Source organism: Paenibacillus sp. CB74 (genome assembly GCF_055687625.1).
On sequence record NZ_CM146009.1, the window covers coordinates 1172939 to 1189645 of the forward strand.

The window sequence follows — 16707 nt, forward strand, 5'->3', positions numbered from 1 at the left end:
GTGAAGTAGCTCATCAGGCTTATTTTAACGATTTGGAAATACAGATCTCATGTCATGAATCATTTTTTTGGAATTTGCCTGTATACCGTGGTTGAAAAAGGAGATGGGATGAGTGGGCACAGAGAATGTGCTGCGCAATTTGCAGCTTGTTGACGGGCGGATCGTGGATATCACCATTCAGGACGGGATCATCACCGCCATAACACCGCCAGGCCAAGCTGAAGGAGAAAATGTGTTGGATTGTTCAGGGTTATATGCGTCCAGTGGGTGGATTGATCTGCATGTGCATGCCGTCCAGGACCTTGACCCCTATGGCGATAATATCGACGAAATTGGTGTGAAGCAGGGGGTAACAACGCTTGTAGATGCCGGAAGCTGTGGTGCAGACCGAATAGGAGCTTTTTATACCGCAAGACTACAGGCTGCTACACAAGTATTTGCTCTGTTGAATATTTCAAGGATCGGACTTGAACGGACGGATGAACTGTCACAGCTGGAATGGATTGACCGGGCCAAGGTCTTGAATGCGGTAGCGGCTTATCCTGATTTCATTGTTGGTCTGAAAGCCCGCATCAGCGAAAGTGTCGTTAAAGACAGCGGGATACAACCCCTCAAGCTCGCACGCACACTCTCGGAAGAAACGAAACTTCCGCTCATGGTTCACATCGGTTCTGCTCCGCCCGCGATCTCGGATGTGCTGGAGTTATTACAGTCTGGCGATGTAATCACCCATTACCTTAACGGCAAGTCCAACAATCTGTTTCATCCGGACGGCACACCGCTGCAAGAATTACTGGACGCGGCTGCTCGGGGAGTTCATCTGGATGTGGGACATGGTACAGCGAGCTTCTCCTTCCGAATTGCAGAACAGGCCAAGGCTGCAGGCATTGCGCTGAATACAATCAGTACGGACATTTACCGAGGCAACCGTATGAAGGGTCCGGTATACAGTATGTCGAATGTACTGACGAAATTTCTGTACCTCGGCTACAGTCTGGAAGAGGTCATTCGCGCGGTTACAAGAAGTCCAGCAGAGTGGCTCGGTAAGCCGGAGCTCGGGAAGATCAGGGTTGGACAGCAGGCAAACCTGACTTTGTTTTCCCTGGAAGAAGGCGAAAAGCAGCTTGAGGACTCGGAAGGAGATGTCCGGGTCACACAACACTATATTGAGGTTAAAGGAGTGTTTGCTAATGGGTCACTCACTACAGGCTAAATATGGATTGAAGCGTGTTATTAATGCCAGTGGAAGAATGAGCATCCTTGGCGTTTCTGCACCAACGGATTCAGTCATGGATGCGATGAAACAGGGCGGACAGCGGTACGTGGAAATGGCTGATCTTGTGAACAAATCCGGAGAATATATTACACAGTTTCTTGGTTCGGAAAGCGCAGTTGTGGTGAACTCTGCATCCAGTGGTATTGCGCTTTCGGTAGCGGCCATTGTGACCGCCGGAAATCCGCGTATCAGCCTTCGTTTGCATCAGGAGCCGGTATTGAAAAATGAAATTATTATGCTAAAGGGCCATAATGTGCAATATGGAGCGCCAGTAGAAACCATGGTATTCCTTGGAGGTGGCCGGGTAGTGGAAGTTGGATATGCGAATGAAGGCCGCAAGGAGCATATCGATCAGGCGATCGGTGAAAACACGGCAGCCATTCTTTATGTTAAATCTCATCACACTGTGCAGAAAAACATGATTTCAGTGGAAGAGGCCTGGGAGGTGGCACAGCGCAGAGGGGTGCCGCTGATTGTGGATGCGGCAGCGGAAGAGGATCTGCGCAAATATGTCCAATTTTCGGATCTGGCCATTTATAGTGGGTCAAAAGCTATTGAAGGCCCTACTTCCGGTATTGTCGCCGGCAAAAAGAAATATGTGGAGTGGTTACAGGTACAACTTCACGGGATCGGCCGCAGTATGAAGGTTGGCAAAGAGACCATCTTTGGGTTACTTCAAGCTTTGGAGGAATACCAGGACAAAGCGGACCATAGTGAACGAGAGAATCAGAAGCTGGAGGCTCTTCAGCCACTTGGTGAACTTCCTGGTGTTTCGGTCCGCATTGTGCAGGATGAAGCCGGCAGATCGATTTTCCGAGGGCGTGTTCAGATTGATTCCTCTCTTGCTGGGGTGGATGCAAAGAAAGTGAATGACCAGCTGCGTGAAGGTGTTATTGCGGTATATACCCGAGACTATGGCGTCAAGCAGGGTTATTTCGATATTGATCCAAGGTCGCTGCAAGGGGATGATTTGCAGGTCATCGTCAGCAGAATACATGAAATCGTGGGAGGCAAACCAGAATGAGTCATATTCAGCAGTGTCTGTATAAGAATAGAGCCGCAATAAATGTACTGGCAGGAAGTATCGGGAACGCTAGAGATGTGTACGAGGCTGCGGAAGGTTATGTACTTGTTGGTGTGCTCTCCAAAAACTATGCTACGTCGGAGGAAGCTGTAGTGGCCATGACTGAATATGGTCAAGCGATTCAAGATGCAGTATCCATCGGACTTGGAGCTGGAGACAGTCGTCAGGCTGCAGTTGTGGCGGAGATTGCCGCGAGCTATCCGGGAAGCCATATCAATCAGGTATTCCCGGCAGTGGGGGCAACCCGTGCCAATCTGGGACCTAAAGATAGTTGGATTAACTGCCTGGTATCTCCGTGCGGGCAACCAGGCTATGTGAATATATCGACTGGCCCCGTTAGTTCAGTAACCACTCCGCAGGCCATTGTTCCAGTTCATGCCGCCATTGCACTGGTTCGTGACATGGGAGGGAACGCGCTCAAATATTATCCGATGCAGGGATTGAAGCTGGAGGAGGAGTACCGTGCGGTTGCCAAGGCTTGTGGGGAAGCGAGTTTTGCTCTGGAGCCCACAGGCGGAATTGACCTGGACAACTTTGGACCCATTCTAGAGATTGCACTACAGGCGGGTGTACCTCAAGTTATACCACATGTTTATTCTTCAATTATTGAGTCACAGAACGGGAATACCAACGTACAGGATGTCCGCAGATTGCTCGAAATAATGAAATCGCTGGTGGACCAGTATGCATAGGGTTGCTGCTTTTGGCGAAGTGATGATGCGGCTGCAGGTTCCGGGATACGAAACGCTGGTCCAGAGCAGCAGGCTGGAGTATTCTTTTTCCGGCAGCGGGGTGAATGTAACGGCAGCACTAGCCAGATACGGCCATAACGGTGCTCTTATTACGACTTTGCCGGAAACTCCGGTGGGCGAAGCGGCTATCGCTTATCTGCGCAAGCTTGGGGTGGATACCTCTCTTATTAGACAGGGCGGTAAACACCTTGGGATGTATTTTCTGGAGAATGGCTTTGGAGCCCGCCCAGGCAGAGTCACTTACACAGACCGGCTGGGCAGCAGTTTCAATACTGCGGGTGCGGCCAATTATGATATGAGAGATCTTGCGTCCCGGATCGACGTGCTTCATTTATGTGGCATTACGCTGGCTATGAATGAAGGCGTGCGCAAGCAGATGAAACAGCTTGCGGAGGAAGTGAAGAATGCTGGAGGCAAGGTTGTCTTTGATTGTAATTACCGTCCTGCGTTATGGGGGCCGGATGGCTATGTCAAGGCCCGCCCGCATTATGAAGAAATGCTGGGGCTGGCAGATCTGGTGCTGATGAATGAGATGGATGCGAAGGGCATTCTTGGCATCGGTACCGAAGAATATGATAGAATGACACGGATGAAGCAAGCGATTCCTGAAGTTGCACAGCGCTTCGGAATCGGAACGGTAGCAGGAACCCACCGTGAGATCAACGCGGACCATACGCATTCCTTGACAGGATATATCTATCATCAAGGTACGTTCGTATTTTCCCGCAAGCTGACGTTCCCGGTATACGACCGGATTGGTGCCGGCGATGTGTTTGCCAGCGCCATCATCCATGGAGAATTGCAGCGATATCCACAGGAACATACGGTTAATATGGCGGTGGCGGCAGCGATGCTGGCCCATACCACACAAGGTGATACAGCGCTTTTTACCGAGAATGAAGTACTCCGAGCGCTGTCGGATCGTACCTCAGATGTTGAAAGGTAGTGAACAGTGAGTGTCCCTAAAGCGCAAGCAAGGTCCTTTATATCAGCAAATCCAAAAAATTCTCAAAGATCGGATTCTACATGGCGTATATCCTCTCGGAAGCATCATTCCCTCCGAACCACAGCTGGAGAAGGAATTCGGAGTCAGTAAAATGACAGTCCGCGGTGCGGTCCAAGAGCTGTCCCAGGAAGGCTATGTGCAGAAGAAAAGTGGAGTCGGTACAATTGTAATGCGCAATACCTCTCATCAGAAGCTCTCAAAGGGCAAACGGTTTACGGAACTGCTCGTAGAAGAGGGTCATAAGCTGGAAAAGAAAGTTCTGAATTCCCGGTTACTGACCAATGATACTGGTACGGAGGAGTATGATCTCTACGGGCCATATTGTCAGCGGATTGAAAGACTCTACATTCTTAACGGACAACCTTATATTCATCTGATACACTTCTTGGCAGCAGCTGCATTGCCCGGCGGAGGCAAGGAGGAAATCAATGGAGACATCCAATCGCTCTATGAATCACTGGAGGAGAACGACATTTTGCTGGAGAACTTCAAAGACCGTTTCTTTGTAGAGCCGGCAACTCCTGAAGTATGCCAACTACTGAAGATCTCCCCGGGAACGCATGTGCTAAAGCGCCTTCGTAACTCCTTCGACGGAGAAGGCAGATTAATTGAGCACAGTATCGGGTGTTATAACACGGAACTTCATCATTATCTGGTTAGTTATGACACTTGAGGCCGGCGGACATATCGTGAAAGAAATTGTATTCATACAAAAAAAAGGGTCCTGCACTATCGATAACAGGGCCCTTTTTGCGTAAACAACGGTTTAACGGTGAAATCCCTAGAAATCTTTCAAACGTCAAATACCTCATATAATTCCTCGTCATTAACTTCTACCGAATCATCTTGACGCAGTTCCTAATTCTGCTGCATCTGCTCTAGTTGACTTAATTGACGAATTTCCTTCAAACACTGCTTGTATTTTCGTTCTGCACCATTTGATGCTAAGCTACTTGTAAATCAGGTATTCTGAAGAACTAACAATAAATAGATTATATCCAAGTCATTCAGAGACTACCATTTTGGGATAGAGTCGAATAGGCCTGAATACTTTTATAAAAAGGAACGATGTCTATGGATGCAGGTATGAGCCGTAGCAAAAAACTGGGTGAGTTTTTGAAATCACGTAGAAGCCGCATTCAACCGGAACAAGTTGGATTGTCAGGATCTTATGGACAGCGAAGAACACCGGGACTAAGGCGGGAAGAAGTAGCGGTATTGGCTGGTGTCAGCGCAACGTACTACACGTGGCTTGAACAAGGTAGGGAGTTGGCAGCTTCACGAGAAGTAATACAAAGCATAGCGAACGCGCTCCGGTTAACCCCGGAAGAGAAGATTCATCTGTTTGACTTATGGGACCCGAATGCGGAACATGAATTCCTTGCATCGTATTCACAACTGGACCCAGGTTGGCAGAGTATTATTAGTCAGTTGACTCATCCTTCCTTTATTACCAATGAACGCTCTGAGGTGCTTGCCTGGAATGAAGCAGCGGATACGAACCTCTTTAAGTTCTCGTCGATGAATATGAATGAGCGTCTATTGATGCGGATTTTATTCTTGGATGAAACGCTGAAGGAGCGCATGCACAATTGGGATGAATTCGCACGGCACTCGGTAGCTGTCTTTCGTACGTATTATGATAAGTATCCGAGTGACCCCGGATTTGGCAGCATCGTGAAACAACTGAGTGAAGAAAGTGTGGACTTCCGAACGATCTGGAACCTGCACCAAGTCGAATTAAAACAAGTCAATCGTGTTCTGCTTGAAACGACGGAACGGGCAGATGGTGTTGTGCATGCGTACGATATCTTTTCCATGAATAATCTGAACAGCCAATCGGGCATTCATTGTTGTATTTACGTCCCTGTTGTTATGTAGAAGGTTGACTAGACTAGTAATTTCTTTACTAGCATACACGGAGTGTGGTTGGTGTCTCGGTATTAAAATAGAATGAACTTAAGCTCACTCGTAGCTATTTATCGTTTCTATTTTAAGATGAAAAGAGGAAGCCTCATGCTCAAGACAAGAACGTTAGGTAAAGACAAATTACGTATATCTGGGCTCGGCCTGGGTGTGATGATGATGCCAGATAATGACGAATCGGTACATACCATTCAGGGTGCACTGGATGCAGGAGTCACCATGTTTGATACGGCGGATCTGTACGGAGAGTATGAAAAACAGCGATTTGGAGGAAATGAAAAACTGCTTGGTCGTGCGCTTCAAGGTCGAAGATCCGACGTTGTTGTTGCCACCAAATTCGGTATTACGCACACGCAGGGCCCCAAGGGAGATCCGGCCTACATCAAAAAGTCAGTAGATGCGAGTCTCTACAACCTGGGAATGGATTATATTGATCTATATTATCAACATCGTCCTGATCCGAACACCCCCATTGAAGAGACGGTAGGCACACTTGCCGATCTGGTTCAACAGGGAAAGATTCGATATATTGGTTTGTCCGAGGCGCCAGTAGAGGTCATTCGGCGTGCACATGCTGTTCATCCGATTACAGCGTTGCAGACGGAATATTCATTGTGGAGTCGGGAACTTGAGGATGCGATTATGCCTGTCCTGCATGAATTGAACATCGGCTTGGTTCCATATAGCCCATTGGGACGTGGCTTCCTGACTGGTCAGATCCGATCTATAGACGATTTGGCGGAAGATGATTATCGTCGTCACTATCCGCGTTTCCAAGGTGAGAACTTTCAGAAAAATCTGGAGGTTGTTGGATTGATCCAAGAGATGGCTAAGCAAAAAGGATGCACCGTTTCTCAACTTGCTCTGGCCTGGTTACTTGGAAAGGGAGAGCATATCGTTCCGATCCCGGGGACTCGCAACCTGGAAAGAGTTCACGAAAACTTAGGCGCGTTAGAAGTTTCGCTTACGGATGATGAGATGAAGCAGATTGATCGCATATCACCCCAAGGCATCGCAGCTGGAGGCAGATTCCCGGGCCAAGTCTAACTCTTTAAGACATGATTCATGAAACCTGCAGTTTCGGATGAAAAGAATGTATAACAAGTCAACGGTATTATCTTCCTAATCTCCGGCATACAGTACAACAATGAGATGTATGCTCAAGGAGGAGAAATGATCGTATGATGAATCCGATTTTGCAAGCCCCAAATGCTCCACTAGCTGCCGATTCCAATGCGGTTGTCAATTATCAGAGGGATTCACGCAACTATGTAACCCAGTTGTTTGGAGAACAGCTGCCGACCATTGCCAATGGTTTCTTCAACGTGTACTTAAGCAAAGGAATTATTGTACAGCCACACTGGCACACCAATGTCACGGAGATGGTTGTAGTTATCAGCGGTGAAATTACAGCGTCAGTCTTCAATCCGTTTACGCGTGAACGATTGACATATCGCCTGAAACCAGGTCAAGTTGTGGTATTTCCGAAAGGTTGGTTTCACTGGTTTGTCGCTGAGACAGATGATGTATATGTATTAACGATATTTGATCAACCAACCCCTGATATTGTGTTTGGAGCGGATTTCTTGGCAGCTACACCACCGGAGGTGGCTCACCGCGCGTACTGCTTGGATGAAGAGGCGTATGCCAGAGCCGTTGCGTCCATTAAAAATGATGCCATTCTGGGCCCTCCAATAGGATGTGATACGGAGGTTTCTGATCAATCGACTTCACCTTCCAAGACGCCAGTGTCACCATCCGATAAGCAGAAGTCTTAATTCAAAATTCCTTATTCATCATTATATAAGTACAGAGCCTGTAACTGGGGAATAACAGTTGCAGGCTTTTTGATGTGCCGATGTAATCATTATCGTATGAAGTCCATGGAGGGGGTAGCATTATATTAGAAAAAAATTCAAAATACCTGAGTCAGTGCCTTGCGTTCTCTGTTAGTATAGTATGAATATCCAATAAAAACGGAGGACTCCTTAATGAACATGTCAGAGATGGAAACACTTGAAACTGCAATGAGTTATGCACCTATTTTGATGTTTGACAGAGCAGAGCCCTTTTATCCTGATTTTGTTGGTATTTCTGTGTTGCTTCAATCCGGGCCTTCACCATCGTTCAGAAGGGAAATTGCGTTTCCAAACGAGGTCGTTCAATACGTGATTGAATATGCAATTTGGTGGGATTATGAGATTGGACATCTGTACGAAATGGAGCATGTATGGATATATGTGGGTCATAACGGAGAGGTAGTAGACTGTGAAGCGAGCTTTCATGGTAAGGTTCTGCGCGGATTATTGAAGGAACGGGTTAATATGGTTGGGCATCATGTATGTCTGTACTCGCAGCCCGGTAAACATGCTTTCTCACCGCTTCCGGTTGTATTTGAGTTATTGCCTAACCTGTATAGTGCAGCGGGTTCAGATGCTGGATGTGATGGGCTGCTTGTGAATGAGTTGTTTCAAGGTTATTTTGAAACGAATGAACAGATCGATGCTCAGGTGGAGCGTTATCTAAAGACCAAAGCGTTCGTTCCTACCATGGAGTTTGAAGAATATATATTAAGACCGGAGATGTTCATGACGTGGGATAACCTGTTTGGTATTATTCCGCATAGGATTAAAGACCGCTTAGTGGAACTGGAACAATTATATAACACATGAAAATTAGTTTTAAATGGGTTATATGTTAAATTAAAGTGTCTTTTTTTGCTTCAAACCAAACTTTGTTGACTCGGGTTTGGTTTTTTTTGTGGGAAATTGGACTCATTATATGTGAGTATTTAATAGACTTAAGTCTTGTAATTTGGAAGTGGAATGTTTTGATACATATATTTTTTTTACAAGAAATATGTATGTGTTAGACGTAAGAACTATATAGTTTCTTATGTAAATTTAAGAATACCATATTACATGAAAATTTGTATGTAGATGTATATGCAAGTTGATGCTAATTGTTTTGTTATGCGTATATATGTAATGTTAAAAAACAATTATATAGGTAAAAAGTATATAGATCATAAAAAAGTAGATTCTTTATATCTGAAATAAAAATTCATAATAACGAAAATTCATATAAATAAAAATCTTCTATTCAGTTTTATTATATTTATGTCGAAATAAATCGTAAGTTGTCTGGAGCGCGACCAAGAGAAGGGTTTGCCAAGCGTTATATACATAACTGGACACTACGATGCCTAGGAGGAGATTACATGAAGTGGTTTGGAAACTTGAAAACAGCAACAAAGATTATCTCGGCATTTTTAATTGTGTCGATAATCCTCGCGTCACTTGGCGTCTACTCGGTAGTAACATTGAGAAGTACGAATGAACGAATGCAAGAGATGTATAACAATAATCTGATCTCGGTTAGAGAACTGTCCTCAGCTCAGGTTGATTATCAGAGATTGCGAGTTAACGTGCGAGATTTGAATTTTGAAACTGTAGCAGCAGAACAGACCAGAGTTACGGAAAATATGGCTACAATTCGTCAATCCATGGAGGAGCGAATTGCTACGTATCGTCCTCTTGCTACTACCCCGGAAGAAACGGAATTGCTTCGTAAGTTAGATACCCAGTATGACAGTTATATGAAACTATTTGATCAAGGCGTCACTATGGCGTTATCTAATGATGATGCAGCTTTCATTACATTCCTCAAATCAACATTGAAACCTCCGGGTGATGAGGTGGTAAAAACACTCTCTGATTTGGTAAACCTTAATGTAACCCTGGCAGAGCAGGCAAACACGAAGTCTGAAGAAGCCTATACAACTTCTTTTGCAGTAACCATTATTCTTGTGATTCTGTCTGTACTCTTCAGTATCCTCATTGGTTACATGATCTCTCGCTCGATTTCAAAACCACTCATGTCCATGTTGGTTCTGGCTAAGGAAGTCGCCGGGGGAAATCTGGCACTTAAGTCAGACATCTCTAGTAAAGATGAAGTGGGTCAACTGGCAGCAGCACTGAATCGTATGGTCGACAACCTGAAAGAGTTAATCAACAATATCGTGTTGAACTCCCAAAGTGTTGCTGCTTCTTCGGAACAGATCTCAGCCAGCACACAGGAAATAGCAAGTACCAGCACAAGCCAATCCAGCGAGGCAGGAAACATCTCCGAATTGTTCAAGGAGCTCTCACTTGCCATTAACTCTGTTGCTGCTAGTGCGGAAGAAGCTGCTGAATTGTCCAATGATACTGTGAAGACTGCCCGTGAAGGTGGGCTTGTTGTACAGACTTCTCTGGAAGGCATGCAAGCTGTTAATACGAAAATGACCAAGCTTGAAGATGATTCCCGTAAGATTGGCGACATCATTGAAGTGATTGACGATATTGCTGAGCAGACCAACCTGCTTGCGCTGAATGCAGCAATTGAAGCGGCACGTGCGGGAGAACAAGGACGAGGATTCGCTGTAGTAGCAGATGAAGTCCGGAAGCTTGCAGAACGAAGCGGCGAGGCGACGAAAGAAATTACAGCCATTATCAAAGCGATGCAGGAAAATACGAGACAGAGTGTGCAGGCAGTAGCAGCCAGTGTTGAGCAGTCTTCCATGACTGGACAGGCGTTTGATCAGATCATTGATATGGTCAATAACTCCTCCCAGAAAGTAAACGAAATTGCAGCTGCATGTGAGGAAGAGGCGGCGCAAGCGGCAGAAGTAATGAGTTCTGTTGAAGCCATCTCGGCTTCCAGTGAAGAATCCGCGGCTGCATCAGAAGAGACTGCGGCAACCTGTCAGTCTTTGGCACAACTGGCGGAAGAGCTGGCGAAATCTGCGGCTGCCTTCAAAACCCATTAAAACAAATTGAATTGAGGGTGAATCGATGTCTTCACTTCAGAAAGAACAATATATTGAGCTGTCTGTAGGTTCAGAGACTTGCGCCATTCGAATCGAAGAGATTCACGAGATTATTAAAATGCTAAGCATTACAGATATCCCATTTAGCCGTCCGGAGATTAAAGGGGTAGTTAATCTGCGGGGCAAGGTTGTATGTGTGATGAGTCTGCGCAACCTGCTGGGTATGACGGATGAACCGGATACCAGAACAACACGAATTATCGTAGTTCGGTATCAGGATGAATATATTGGCCTGATTGTGGATCGAGTGAACAAGGTAACCACATATTCGGAAATACATCCACCAACCGGGGGTTACGGTCGTAACCGTGAAGACTTTTTCCATGGCGTGGGTCAACAGGAAGACAAGCTTGTGGGCATTTTGAAACTGGACGAAATATTGGGCGGTTAGGGAGGTATATACGAATGATGGATTTGTCTGCCTACCGTGACATCTTTATCGAAGAACTGAATGATCAACTGGAACGGATGGATCAGTCTTTGCTGGCGTTGGAGCTTTCGCCTTCTGTTGAACTGGTTCAAACGCTGTTCCGGGCAGCGCATACCATCAAGGGATCGGCATCGACAATGGATTTTCGTGAATTAAGCGACCTCACTCATGAGGTGGAGTATGCCCTTGAATGGGTTCGGGAGAAAAAACCCGAGATGACTTCCGAGTTAATTGATACGTTATTCCGCTCTTTGGACGCCATGAAGGTGCTTCGTGATCAGTATATCCGTGGAGAAGCCTATGCAGACTTTCGAGCGGTCGTACGAGAAATTAAGGATCTAATTCAAACCCCGGCAGTAGTTGGGAAACTTGCAGCACCTCAATTGCAACCAGCGGAGGCAAATGTTGCACAGGTTGCTGTTGAGTCAGGAAAGCACCTGTTATCCATTCACATTGTGCTTGAGCATAAGTGTATGATGAAGGCGGCCAGATATCATATTTTGCGCCAACGCATTGAAGACATATGTGGGACGGTTGTTACAACTTCTCTCATGGAGATCCAGCCGGGCGCGCAGAATGAAGATGATCATTACAGTCAGTTCATCATCATCACGGCAACTTCGAAGGACTCTCAGCAGCTTGAGACAGAATTGTCTACAGACTCGGATATTCATACGCTGGAGATTCATCCATATATGCTGGAATCCAATGAGGTTGCAGCGGCTTCTGCACAACCTGAATTAATGAATGAACCAGAGCAGACAAAACCAAGCTTGCCTACCGTGGCTACATCTGGCCCGGAAGAGAAAGCGAAAGCTGCTCAACCTACAGTTCGTGTGAGTGTTGAACGTCTGGACCATTTGATGAATTTGGTCGGTGAACTGTTAATTGATCAGACATCCCTTGCAGATCTGAGTGCGTCGGGTGCGCGTAAGGAGTCTTCTTCACTGATTCAGAGTATTAGTGGTGTATCCGATCATATGGGCAGTGTTATCAAGGAGCTCCAAGACGGTGTAATGAAGACCCGGATGTTACCCATTGATCAACTGTTCAGTCGCTTCCCGAGGTTGGTTCGGGACCTTTCGCAGAAGCTGGGTAAAGATCTGGAATTGGTTATTCAAGGTGGAGAGACTGAGCTTGACCGGATGATTATTGAAGAATTGAGTGACCCACTGATCCATCTCATTCGCAATAGTGCAGATCATGGTATTGAAAGCGCAGAGGTTCGTGGAGAGTCGGGCAAGCCGTCCAAGGGACGTATTACCTTAACATCATTCCATGAAGAGAATCATGTTGTCATCCGGTATTCGGATGATGGCAAAGGTATTGATGGGGATAAGATCAAGGCTTCCGCCTTGAGCAAAGGCATTATTAGTGAGGAACAGGCTGCACGCCTATCAACACAGGAGGCTGTACATCTCATATTTGAGCCCGGTTTCTCCACAGCTTCTTCTGTAAGTGAAGTATCAGGTCGCGGGGTTGGAATGGACATTGTGCGCAGCCAGATCGGGCGACTGAACGGCATCATTGATATTGATACGGAGGTTGGTGTTGGTACTACGTTTACGATTCGTCTACCGCTCACTTTGGCGATTATTAAAGGTCTGTTAGTCAAAGTATCGGGGCGTGTTCTGATCGTGCCGATGTACAACGTGTCCGAGATTGTTCGGATTTCACCTGAAGATATTCAGATGATCCAGGGGCAACAAGCGATCCTGAACCATGGACGCATTGTACCCTTTCACCGCCTGTGTGATAAATTGAACTATCCACGAACGGAACGCAAATCCAAAACCATGCCTCTGGTGATTGTGCGCTCTGTCGATAAAATTGCAGCTTACGCAGTAGATGAGATCATAGGAAATCAGGAAGTCGTTATTAAGACACTTGGTACGTATCTGGGCGCGATGAACCATCTTTCTGGCGCAACGATCCTTGGGAATGGTAAGGTTGCCCTTATATTGGACGCGTCCTATCTGGTCAGTCACTAATCGTTAGATAAACTAAACATTATGCAGGCCAAAGAGCCTCATCATCCATAACGGGATGGTGGGGCTCTTCGTTGTACTTTTTGACATGGTAACTAATCAGGACTGGAAAATAAGATCCATAAAGCGGTTGGCAGCCAAAGAAATCGGCATATTGCGCTTGGTCATAATCCCCACATGGGAAGGGGGGAGTGGAACGTCAAGCTGAATCTCGAAGAGGGAGCCTTCCTCCAGCTCTTTAGAGATGAATTCTCGTGTCACATAGGAAATACCCAGTCCTCGACGCGCAAACTCAATCAACAGATCAACGCTACCGACCTCAATCTCAGGCTTCAACGTGTAATTATAGCTGTTAAACAACTCGGTTATAGCCATCCGAACCCGGCTGTTCCGGGAGAAGAGGATCAGTTGATGCTCTAGGAGCATCTCAAGTGTCATGACTTTACCCTTCAGCTGAGCATAGCGTTCTCCGGCTACAAAACAGTCTTTCAACTGAATGCTTTCTCTGACTTCGAGCTGCGGATCAACAATGGGCATCCGAACAACACCGAGATCGATCTTGCCTTCTTTTAGAAAAGTGATGACTTCCGGCGTGGTTCCATGACTCAGATGTAGCTTGATGTTAGGATACAGGGTGTGGAATTCCTCCAGATACGCCAGCATGTAATGCTTGAACAGGGAGTCACTGCCACCAATCCGGAGTTCACCATTGTCCAGATTCTTCAGGGCGGCCATTTTTTCTTCCGCAAGCGAGATCAGAATCTGGGATTGTTCAATATAGGAGTACAGACTGGCACCTTCCTGTGTCAAGGCTACACCCTTGGAGTTCCGATAAAACAGGGTAAGACCAAAGCTCTCTTCCAATTGCTTGATGGCATGACTGACGCTGGGTTGAGTGATATACAGTGCTTTCGCAGCCTGTGTCAAACTTCCCGTTTTGGCCGCCCAATAAAAGACTTTATATAGTTCATAATTTGTTGTCATAGATGTTGTCTATAGCTCCTGTGAAATATATTAATTACTTGTATGGCTATAAAACGTATTATAGTGTAACTACAACAAAGAAACCAGAGTTACTTGGAAGGAGAACGGTGAGATGGAACCAACTACCATTGTTTTATTTGGTGCTACTGGCGATTTAGCCAAAAGAAAAATATATCCTGCCTTATATAACTTATATCTTGAGCAGAAGCTTCCTGAAACCTTCTCATTGATTGGTCTGGGGCGTAGAGAGTGGTCTGATGAATTCTTTCAGGCACAAGTGGAAAAATCATTAAATGAATTTTCCAGACGCCAGGCTGATCCTGAAGTTGTGAAGTCATTTGTGAAAGCTTTTCGCTACAGTGTATTGAATATAAGCCATAAGGAAGATTATATAAAGCTGTTGGGATTAGTTGAACAAAGAGAAGCTGAACTTGGCATTCCGTCCAATCGCTTGTTTTATCTCTCGGTTGGTCCGGAATTCTTCGAACCGATTGCCGAGAACATTCAACAAAGTGGGCTGGGTTCCACAGAGGGCTGGAAGCGTCTCGTCATTGAGAAACCATTTGGTCACGATCTGCCGTCGGCCCGAGACCTCAATCGCAAATTAAGCGAATCGTTCACGGAGGAAGAGATTTATCGGATTGACCACTATTTGGGCAAACCGATGGTACAGCGCCTGGAGACGTTACATCAGAGTAACCCAATCATGAAGGCGTTATGGAACAACCGTTACATCTCCAATGTGCAAATTACGGCTAATGAGACTGTAGGTGTCGAAGAACGTGCATCCTATTATGATCATGTAGGTGCAGTGCGAGACATGTTCCAGAATCATATGCTGCAATTGCTTATGATGATGGCGATTCAGCTTCCATACAACAGTTCTTCCGAAAAAGTTGGATTGAAGAAAAAGCACATCATGGAATCGATCCAGCCGCTACAAAAGCAAACCGTGGGCGCAAGCATCATTCGTGGGCAGTATTCAGAAGGCAACATTCAAGGCCAACCAGTCAATGCTTATACTGCTGAACCGGGTGTAGCGGAGAATACGATGAATGACACATTCATTGCTGCCAAATTGCAAATCGATGATTTCTTCTGGCGCGGTGTTCCGTTTTACATTCGTACGGGTAAAAGAATGAAGGAGAAATCAACACGTATCGTGATTGAATTCAAAGAACCTTCAGGACAGACGAATGTGCTGAAAAACAAAGGCTCCAAGCCAAACCTGCTCGTCATTGAGATGAGTCCAGATCAGAGCATGACATTGCAACTGAATGCAAGTGATCCAGAGAATAAAGGTGAATTCAAACCGGTTCATATCGATCTTTCTCCGGATAAAGGTGACCTTGCGGAAGCTTACGAGAATCTGATTCGTGACGCTTTGCTGGGAGATCCAACTTTCTTTGCCCACTGGGATGAAGTAGAATTGTCATGGGCATGGGTGCAACCCATTCTGGATGCATTCCAGGAAAATCTGCTGCCACTTCACCTGTATCCTGCAGGAAGCTATGGACCAGCTGAATCAGATGCTATGCTTGAAGAAGATGGTCACCACTGGTGGTTTGATGAGCCGGCGGATCAGGAGTCTGTAGTTACAAATAGCATGCCCTTGGCGGTTAATGCGAATCTCTAAACCATAATAAAAAATATATCTGGAGGTAATTAAATCATGAAATTTTTTATCGATACAGCTAACGTGGAAGACATCCAAAAAGCATACAAAATCGGTGTATTGTCTGGTGTAACAACAAACCCATCTTTGGTAGCCAAAGAAGGCGTGAAATTCGAAGATCGTATTGAAGAAATCTTGCGTTTGGTACCTGAAGTGGAGTCCGTATCTGCGGAAGTGACACCAGATGCCCTTACTGCTGAAGATATGATTGCACAAGCAAACGAATTGATCAAAATTAACAACAGCGACAAAAATATTACGATTAAATTGCCAATGACACTTGCAGGACTTGAAGCTTGCCGTTACTTGACCAAAAAAGGCGTGAAAACCAACGTAACGTTGATCTTCACTGTGAACCAGGCGCTTCTGGCTGCTCGTGCTGGTGCGACATATGTATCTCCATTCCTGGGACGTCTTGATGATATCTCTGAGGATGGCGTACAATTGGTTACCAAAATTGCTGAGTTGTTCCGTACACATAACCTGGATGCACAGATTATTGCGGCTTCCGTAAGACATCCGGATCATGTTACACGTGTAGCAATGGCGGGAGCACATATCGCGACTGTTCCATTCTCCGTTATTGAACAAATCTCCAAACACCCACTGACAGATCAAGGTATGGACAAATTTGCAGCGGACTGGAAAAAAACAGTACAATAATCACTGAACATTTATTCGTTTCAACTTACAATAGAATTATATAAATCATGGAG

Annotated in this window: 15 protein-coding genes; 14 read left to right on the plus strand and 1 reads right to left on the minus strand. The window is 45.8% G+C overall.

Annotation, left to right across the window (positions count from 1 at the left end; genetic code table 11):
- Positions 1-112: 112 nt before the first annotated feature.
- The 12 genes from ACX9NY_RS05410 to ACX9NY_RS05465 all read left to right on the plus strand — a co-directional run bounded on the left by ACX9NY_RS05410 (position 113) and on the right by ACX9NY_RS05465 (position 13335).
- Complete coding sequence (locus ACX9NY_RS05410; RefSeq protein ID WP_472477430.1) at positions 113-1213, plus strand: amidohydrolase/deacetylase family metallohydrolase; 1101 nt, start codon at positions 113-115, stop codon at positions 1211-1213.
- Positions 1191-2300, plus strand: coding sequence for a DgaE family pyridoxal phosphate-dependent ammonia lyase (locus ACX9NY_RS05415; RefSeq protein WP_472477432.1), 1110 nt, complete (start codon positions 1191-1193; stop codon positions 2298-2300). The genes ACX9NY_RS05410 and ACX9NY_RS05415 overlap by 23 nt, the downstream gene beginning before the upstream one ends.
- Positions 2297-3052 (plus strand): 2-dehydro-3-deoxy-phosphogluconate aldolase, encoded by a 756-nt coding sequence (gene dagF, locus ACX9NY_RS05420; RefSeq protein ID WP_472477434.1) that lies wholly within the window; start codon positions 2297-2299, stop codon positions 3050-3052. The genes ACX9NY_RS05415 and dagF overlap by 4 nt, the downstream gene beginning before the upstream one ends.
- Positions 3045-4058 (plus strand): sugar kinase, encoded by a 1014-nt coding sequence (locus ACX9NY_RS05425; RefSeq protein ID WP_472477436.1) that lies wholly within the window; start codon positions 3045-3047, stop codon positions 4056-4058. Before dagF ends, ACX9NY_RS05425 begins: the two co-directional genes overlap by 8 nt.
- Before the next feature lie 10 nt (positions 4059-4068).
- Entirely contained in the window at positions 4069-4791 is a 723-nt protein-coding gene (locus ACX9NY_RS05430; protein ID WP_472477438.1) for a GntR family transcriptional regulator, read from the plus strand.
- Positions 4792-5192: 401 nt separating this feature from the next.
- On the plus strand, positions 5193-5999 hold the full coding sequence (locus ACX9NY_RS05435; protein ID WP_472477440.1) for a helix-turn-helix transcriptional regulator: 807 nt from the start codon (positions 5193-5195) through the stop codon (positions 5997-5999).
- A gap of 135 nt (positions 6000-6134) precedes the next feature.
- Entirely contained in the window at positions 6135-7091 is a 957-nt protein-coding gene (locus ACX9NY_RS05440; RefSeq protein ID WP_472477442.1) for an aldo/keto reductase, read from the plus strand.
- Between the two features lie 134 nt (positions 7092-7225).
- Entirely contained in the window at positions 7226-7822 is a 597-nt protein-coding gene (locus ACX9NY_RS05445) for a cupin domain-containing protein (RefSeq protein ID WP_342570470.1), read from the plus strand.
- A gap of 213 nt (positions 7823-8035) precedes the next feature.
- Complete coding sequence (locus tag ACX9NY_RS05450) at positions 8036-8716, plus strand: hypothetical protein (RefSeq protein WP_472477444.1); 681 nt, start codon at positions 8036-8038, stop codon at positions 8714-8716.
- A gap of 548 nt (positions 8717-9264) precedes the next feature.
- Positions 9265-10854 carry a methyl-accepting chemotaxis protein gene (locus tag ACX9NY_RS05455; RefSeq protein WP_339234858.1) on the plus strand — a complete coding sequence of 530 codons (1590 nt, stop codon included), beginning with the start codon at positions 9265-9267 and terminating at the stop codon, positions 10852-10854.
- A gap of 25 nt (positions 10855-10879) precedes the next feature.
- Complete coding sequence (locus ACX9NY_RS05460) at positions 10880-11305, plus strand: chemotaxis protein CheW (protein ID WP_339234855.1); 426 nt, start codon at positions 10880-10882, stop codon at positions 11303-11305.
- A gap of 14 nt (positions 11306-11319) precedes the next feature.
- On the plus strand, positions 11320-13335 hold the full coding sequence (locus ACX9NY_RS05465) for a chemotaxis protein CheW (protein ID WP_472477447.1): 2016 nt from the start codon (positions 11320-11322) through the stop codon (positions 13333-13335).
- A 96-nt stretch (positions 13336-13431) separates the two neighbouring features.
- On the opposite strand, the gene ACX9NY_RS05470 is transcribed toward ACX9NY_RS05465, so the two are convergent.
- Positions 13432-14316 carry a LysR family transcriptional regulator gene (locus ACX9NY_RS05470; RefSeq protein WP_253438181.1) on the minus strand — a complete coding sequence of 295 codons (885 nt, stop codon included), beginning with the start codon at positions 14314-14316 and terminating at the stop codon, positions 13432-13434.
- Positions 14317-14428: 112 nt separating this feature from the next.
- On the opposite strand from ACX9NY_RS05470, the gene zwf reads away from it, so the two are divergent.
- A complete protein-coding gene (zwf, locus tag ACX9NY_RS05475; protein WP_472477449.1) occupies positions 14429-15952 on the plus strand; it encodes a glucose-6-phosphate dehydrogenase in 1524 nt (507 codons plus the stop codon).
- 36 nt (positions 15953-15988) lie between these two features.
- Complete coding sequence (gene fsa, locus ACX9NY_RS05480) at positions 15989-16654, plus strand: fructose-6-phosphate aldolase (protein WP_091020607.1); 666 nt, start codon at positions 15989-15991, stop codon at positions 16652-16654.
- Positions 16655-16707: the final 53 nt, after the last annotated feature.